Source organism: Arthrobacter cryoconiti (assembly GCF_020905375.1).
Lineage (GTDB): Bacteria > Actinomycetota > Actinomycetes > Actinomycetales > Micrococcaceae > Specibacter > Specibacter cryoconiti.
On the sequence record NZ_JAJJBU010000037.1, the window covers coordinates 24499 to 30768 of the forward strand.

General features: G+C 55.8%; 7 protein-coding genes and 1 tRNA gene. 4 read left to right on the forward strand and 4 right to left on the reverse strand.

Going from position 1 to position 6270, the window contains the following annotated elements:
* Positions 1-21: 21 nt before the first annotated feature.
* Positions 22-951 carry an aldo/keto reductase gene (locus LOH53_RS16075; protein ID WP_230068769.1) on the forward strand — a complete coding sequence of 310 codons (930 nt, stop codon included), beginning with the start codon at positions 22-24 and terminating at the stop codon, positions 949-951.
* A 24-nt stretch (positions 952-975) separates the two neighbouring features.
* Here the strand turns inward: LOH53_RS16075 and LOH53_RS16080 are convergent, their stop codons facing one another.
* Complete coding sequence (locus tag LOH53_RS16080) at positions 976-1248, reverse strand: hypothetical protein (RefSeq protein WP_230068770.1); 273 nt, start codon at positions 1246-1248, stop codon at positions 976-978.
* Between the two features lie 101 nt (positions 1249-1349).
* Here LOH53_RS16080 and LOH53_RS16085 point away from each other — a divergent pair, with 101 nt between their 5' ends.
* Positions 1350-1589 carry a DUF5703 family protein gene (locus tag LOH53_RS16085; protein WP_230068771.1) on the forward strand — a complete coding sequence of 80 codons (240 nt, stop codon included), beginning with the start codon at positions 1350-1352 and terminating at the stop codon, positions 1587-1589.
* Positions 1590-1651: 62 nt separating this feature from the next.
* Here the strand turns inward: LOH53_RS16085 and LOH53_RS16090 are convergent, their stop codons facing one another.
* Both LOH53_RS16090 and LOH53_RS16095 read right to left on the reverse strand, forming a co-directional pair.
* The gene (locus LOH53_RS16090; RefSeq protein WP_230068772.1) at positions 1652-2803 is read right to left on the reverse strand and encodes an acyl-CoA dehydrogenase family protein; all 1152 of its coding nucleotides are present in this window, start codon (positions 2801-2803) and stop codon (positions 1652-1654) included.
* A 14-nt stretch (positions 2804-2817) separates the two neighbouring features.
* Positions 2818-4122 (reverse strand): M20/M25/M40 family metallo-hydrolase, encoded by a 1305-nt coding sequence (locus tag LOH53_RS16095; RefSeq protein ID WP_230068773.1) that lies wholly within the window; start codon positions 4120-4122, stop codon positions 2818-2820.
* 193 nt (positions 4123-4315) lie between these two features.
* On the opposite strand from LOH53_RS16095, the gene LOH53_RS16100 reads away from it, so the two are divergent.
* Positions 4316-4398, forward strand: a tRNA-Leu gene (locus LOH53_RS16100).
* A 273-nt stretch (positions 4399-4671) separates the two neighbouring features.
* Positions 4672-4869: a hypothetical protein gene (locus LOH53_RS16105; RefSeq protein WP_230068774.1), complete on the forward strand. Its 198-nt coding sequence runs from the start codon at positions 4672-4674 to the stop codon at positions 4867-4869.
* Positions 4870-4890: 21 nt separating this feature from the next.
* Here the strand turns inward: LOH53_RS16105 and LOH53_RS16110 are convergent, their stop codons facing one another.
* Complete coding sequence (locus LOH53_RS16110) at positions 4891-5877, reverse strand: alpha/beta fold hydrolase (protein ID WP_230068775.1); 987 nt, start codon at positions 5875-5877, stop codon at positions 4891-4893.
* Between the last annotated feature and the right edge of the window lie 393 nt (positions 5878-6270).

Sequence of the window (6270 nt, forward strand, 5' to 3'; positions counted from 1 at the left end):
TTTCCCCGTAAGCTTGCACGTATGGAACAACGATTTGTGGGCACCAGCGGCTTGCGTGTCTCAGCACTTGCCTTGGGCACCATGTCGTGGGGCAAGGAGACAGACGAGCACAGCGCCAGAGAAACACTCAGGGCCTTCGTCGAAGCTGGTGGAACAACGGTTGACACGGCCGTCAGCTATGTGGAAGGGCGCAGTGAGGCAATCCTTGGAGCCATGTTGGGAGACGTGGTGCCGCGCAGTGATGTGGTCATAGTGTCCAAGGCCGGTGTGAGTCATCGCCATGGAAAGCGAATGGTGGACACCTCCAGAAGAGCTATGCTCTCTAGCCTCGACGCAACCCTTGCCCGTTTGGGTACAGACCATCTGGATCTGTGGTTGGCGCATATCTGGGACGAAAACGTTCCGCTGGAGGAGACGCTGAGCGCTCTGGACCTTGCGGTGTCCTCCGGCCGGGTCAGATATGCAGGGGTTTCAAATTATTGTGGCTGGCAGCTTGCCCGTGCCGCCACCCTTTCGGAAACAGCCCTCGTGGCAAACCAGGTGGAATACTCACTGCTTTCTCGTCAGATTGAGGCCGAGGTCCTGCCAGCGGCCGAACATGTGGGAAGCGGAGTTATCTGCTGGGGTCCGTTGGGCCGCGGAGTCCTGACTGGAAAATACAGAGGTCAGATTCCCGGCGATTCCCGTGGCGCAAGCGATGAAATGTCCGGATATGTGGAGCCATACATGGCTGGGCGCTCTAGCCGGATCACAGAAGCAGTCGTCACGGCGGCAAAGGGACTGGGACGGGAACCCCTGGACGTAGCACTTAGTTGGTTATTGGATCGCGAGCTCGTTGCTGCTGCGGTAGTTGGTCCAAGGAACGTTGAACAGCTCAAACAGATTTTGTCATCCTCACTGGAGCCACTACCGGAACAAATAGCCGACGTGTTGAACGAGGTTTCCGGCTAACAAATGAGTAACGCCAGACGTGACTTACTTTTCCGAGTCTTCGGCATCTGAGTTTTCGTCGTCATCGTCCCCATCGTCATAGTCGTCCTCATCGTCGCCACCGTAGATTACTAAGGGGGTTACCTCATCGAACGCGTCGAAGAGCGCCTCCTCGTACACTTCAAAGGCGTCAATGATGCCCAAGAACGTGGCTTCTACGATCGGGTCTTCTTCGCCGCGACGCGCGGAAGCAGCCACCAGATGTTCTTCTAGGGCTGTTGTCAGGGCAGTCAGTGCAGCGCGGGGATCAATGCTCATGGGCCTGACGCTACCAGTGTGTCCCTGAACATGAAAGGTCCCTGGCAGGCTGTAGCGTTAGCGAGGAGAGCTGCTTGCACAACTGGAGCGGAAGGATGAACATGAGGGAAATTCTCAAGCCCCTGCGCACCGGTGCGGGAGCACCAAAGCGGCAATACGAATACCTGATCCTCTCGGTCCGCGCAGAGGAGCCCTTGCCGGTGGCCTACCAGCGATTGCGCGAGCATACGGAATACGGCAAGTGGGAGCTTGAACGGAGCCGGCTATACATGGGCGGCAGCCGGCAATACTGGCTGCGTCGCAAAGTCTTTTTGGTCCAGCGCACCATGGACGTGTTTTAGACCTGCTGCTTTCGCGCCGAGTTACTGGCTCCCGGCGCGGACAGCAACGATTGCGGTGGTCATTACGACTCGAGGGGACCCAACCAAGCGTTGGCAATGGTCCCATGGGCAGATTCATCGTCGGAAGGGTGAAAAATACCGGCCAAGACGTCCCGATAAAGCCGGCCTAGTTCATTGCCGGCAAAGTACGTGCCTCCGCCGCTGACCCGAATAATCAGATCCACCACCGTACGGGCTGTTTCGGTGGCCCTAACCTTCAAACCCACCATTTTTGGAAACCATTGGGAACCGTGCTCGACTCTTTCATCAACGTCACGCGCTAGAGACTCAAGCTGTGGGTATAAACCGTCCATAGCAAGAGCCGCGTCCGCGATTCGCCATCGAATATCTGGGTCTTGCGAGTATGGTTTACCCGACTTCTTTGACATCCGTTGATTCACGGTGGCAATGCCGATTTGTAGCGCCCGTTCACCAAGACCGGTGTAGACAGCGGCTAGCAGGGTTTCGAAGCAGGCAAAGATGCTAAAGATCAACGGGTCAGCGTTGGGGCCCACGGTCAATTTACGAAATACCCGATCCGCTGGGGCGATAACACCTTCGAGCACGGTCGTGCACGACTGGCTTGCCCGCATTCCTAGAGTGTCCCAATCGTCCTTGATCCGATACCCAGGGCTTTGGCGTGTGATGAATGCGTGGACTAAGACTGACTCCTCTCCTGAGGAGTCTTTGCCGAAGATGCCCAAACGAGTCCAGGCCGGGGACAGTGAAGTGAAGATTTTAGTGCCGGTAAACGAGTAGCTGCCATCACCTTGGGGCTGCGCCACTGTTGAGGAATCAAAAAGCACAGAATCATTACCGGCTTCTGAATTGCCGAAAGCAAATACTTCCCCGGCTACGGCTTCCGTCAGCACATAGTCCAACGAGTCATCCCCGCGCTCATGCAGTAGATGCGCCACACCTGTCCACACCAAATGCATGTTCACCGCCAGGGCCGTAGCCGGGGCCGCCGTGGCCAATCTGCGCTGAGCCGCAGCTGCTTTAGCAAGACCAAACCCGAGTCCGCCGTCGGCGACGGAAGCGAACATTGCTAAGTAGCCCTGTTCCCTAAGTTCGGCTAGGTCTTCGTGGAAGAATTCGTTGCGTTCGTCATAGCCTTTGGCTCGCGTGCGGAAGCGTTCTAGGAGCTCATCAGGTAGCAGATCCGTCAAATCCATATCAAGTGCCCTCTTTAGTAGTTGCTCAGTAGCCTGTCCAGAACGCGGGCGCCGAATTTCAAAGATTCAACTGGGACGCGCTCGTCCACACCGTGGAACATGCCCGTGAAGTCAAGGTCCGGTGGCAGTTGCAGTGGAGCGAATCCGTATCCCGTAATGCCCAGACGTGAAAGAGACTTGTTGTCCGTACCTCCAGAGAGCGTGTAGGGCAGCACGGTGGCTTCGGGATCTTCGGCGTTGAGGCTCTCAACCATGGCGTCGACAAGGTTGCCAGTGAAGGGAGTCTCCAAGGAGACGTCATTGTGGATAGTTGAAACTTCCACCCCAGCGCCAGCCAGGTCCCGGATTTGCTCCAGGACTTGTTCGTGGCGGCCTGGCAGGGTTCGCACGTCGATCATGGCCTCGGCCGTGCCCGGAATCACATTCGCCTTGTAACCGCCAGCCAAAAATGTTGGGTTGGCAGTGTTTTGCAGCGTCGCGCCCACGAAGCGGGACACCGTCCCTAACTTATCGAGGAGCGTTTGCGGATTGGACTCATCAAACTCGACGCCGGTCATTTCCGAGACGCCCTCGAGGAACTGGCGCGTGGTGGCTGTGTACTCTATGGGCCATGGATGAGCTCCGATGCGAGTCACTGCGGCAGCCAGCCTCGTAACCGCATTATCAGTGTTTATTTGCGAACCGTGACCTGCCCTGCCGTGGGCGGTGAGCCGGAGCCACGCCAGCCCCTTTTCTGCTGTCTGAAGTAGGTAGGCCCGCTTCCCGTTGATTTCAGTGGAGAAGCCCCCTACCTCGGAGATGGCTTCGGTGGCGCCTTCAAAGAGTTCGGGGCGATTGTCCACTGACCAACGTGCGCCGTAGGTGCCACCAGCTTCTTCGTCGGCAAAAAAAGCAAAGATGATGTCTCGCTTGGGTTTGCGGGCGTCCCGTCCCATGGATCGCATGACTGAGAGGATCATGGCGTCCATGTCTTTCATGTCCACAGCCCCCCGGCCCCAGATCAGTCCATCCTTTTGCTCCGCCCCGAAGGGATCAACGCTCCATTCATGCTTTAGTGCCGGAACAACGTCAAGGTGGCCATGAACTACCAAAGCTGGAAGGGAGGGATCACTGCCTTCAACCCGGGTAACGACGTTGGCACGGCCCGGAGAGCTCTCGTAGAGTTCCGGGGCGAGCCCGGAGTCAGAAATCAGGGTGGCCACATATTCCGCGGCTGCCCGCTCTCCAGGGCCTTCGTTGTTAGCAAAATTGCTGGTGTCGAATCGAATCAGTTCGGCACAGATGCCGGCAACTTCCTCTTCCGGCAAAACGATACTCACGGATAGGCTCCTTTATGGCGTCAGGGTCACATTCAGCCTACATCGGCACGCCATGTTGGCGGAGTGGGCAGACGAGCCCACGTACCGAATTACCCAATTGTCATTTCCGGTAAAAGCTGTGCTATCGTATTTCTCGCTGCTTAGGGGCCAAAGGGTTCATCCGAGAGGAAGAATCAGGTACCCGTAATCACCTGCGCGGGTGGCGGAATGGCAGACGCGCTAGCTTGAGGTGCTAGTCCTGGAAACGGGGTGGGGGTTCAAGTCCCCTCCCGCGCACAATAATAGTGAGGCCCCGAAAGACTTCTTTCGGGGCCTCACTATTTCGTTTTGAGGATGAGAATCGGGGGTGGCTTTACTGGTAGGGACCGCTATTAATGCTGGGATTGTTGTTTGTGGCGTACGTTTGATCCGTTTTCCGTTGATACGGGTCAGCCGCTGCTCCGACTTGGCGTGGCCCGTAGGGTGCGGAGTTTGCCGAACCTGTAGTCAATAAAGAGTCCCACCGAGTCCCAGCAGGACCGTAGTACACAATAGAGTCCGTTTTCTTCAGTGACCCAACACGGTGACAGGCAGCGAAACCGAACCTTGGATACTATTGCCAAGGCCCGCATGAGGTTGGACCCCGCATCCAAGGCCTATGTCCATCGCCGCACCGAGAAGGGAAATACCATGCGCGAGTTCCGCCGCTGCCTCGAAGGAGCAATCGCCAGACAGCTCTACCGGAAATTCAACGCCATCACGCTTTGACTTTACGCATGGAAGGGTCAGCTACCCCCCCAAAAATTGGGCTGAGACCTCATTCGTGCGAGTTTTGGTTTTGGGTGCTTCGGTCATGAAATCTGCGAGGACCGCCACGATTTCCTTTGACAGTGTGCGGTGAAGGGAATGCTGTCCGTCCAAAGGTACGAGTTTGCCGTAGTCAACGCCTGCTACTTGCTCTTCATGGAGTGGCAGCCAAGCCTCGGCGGCCTTATTCTCGGCCTGAATGAACTCGAGAACCGGCAGATCGTGAGGGAAAAACTGACTCCGGGCGTCAACGAAATTCTTCTCAAGGTTCTTGATCTCGTTGATGTAGGTGGAAGTCAACATGTTCTTCTGGGACAGGATCTTTATCTGAGTCTTGTCATCATCGCTGTAGGGAAGTCCGGCATAGACATCACCTACACTATTAACCAGCACTCTGGCCAATCCCAATGGCTTGGCGGCCCTCAAAGCACCTAGGGGGAACTTCTTGTCCATTCCAGGCTGGTTCGGCACACTGTTATCAATTCCAACAAAGGCGATTACCTCGCTCCGGAACCTGTTGGCGAAGTCCAACCCATAAATACCGGCAATGGAATGTCCCATAAGTATGTAGCGGTCGATGCCCAGGGTTTGCAAGGCCTGGTGCAACTCATTGACGATGTTCTCTGTGGTTCGCTCAGTCGTCGTTTCCTCGCTGAGCCCATAGCCGAATGGTTCGATGACGACCACACGATAGTGCGGCAGCAACTCGGTTATGAGGGGTTTGAAATCCAGTACTGGAGAGGCCGTTCCGGCTCCGGGAATAAGTACCACCGTCTCGGGGCCGGTACCTTGAAGGGAAACGTTCATCTTCCTTCCATTCACGGATACGAGCTGACCGTAGGATTTCAACCTTGCCGCTTCGGACTTGCTTGCACTGGCATTGACGATGGATGTTGTGGCCAGGGAGGCAACAACCACCGCCGTCAGGGCCGCTATCGCCTTGAGCGTAATCTTTAGAAACTGTTTCATTCTCGTCCGTCTGTTGTTTTTGTGGGACCTGTCAGCGGAAATCAATGGGGACTTCATCAGAATATCGAATTGATTGCCATGAATATGTTTCCGTGCGGATGAACTTTGGAATGCCGGCAGCTGGAAGAACTCGTCACATTGGATGACGAGGTTGTCACGGAATAGCCCATGCGAGGTATCCATATGTGTGTGATCCGATGTGCTGGCAACACGATAGCCGGACGGGCCAGCGGACTGCAGAGTTCGCGTTCATGCTGTTGGACGGGACACAGACTTCGATCTTGCTGTCGATGAATCGATCGAAAGGTGCTTGATCCCTATTCGGTCGGAAGGTCAAAGAATCAAAAAGTGAGGTGTACTAATGATGTGAGACAGTTCCTGAAAGGATTGTTC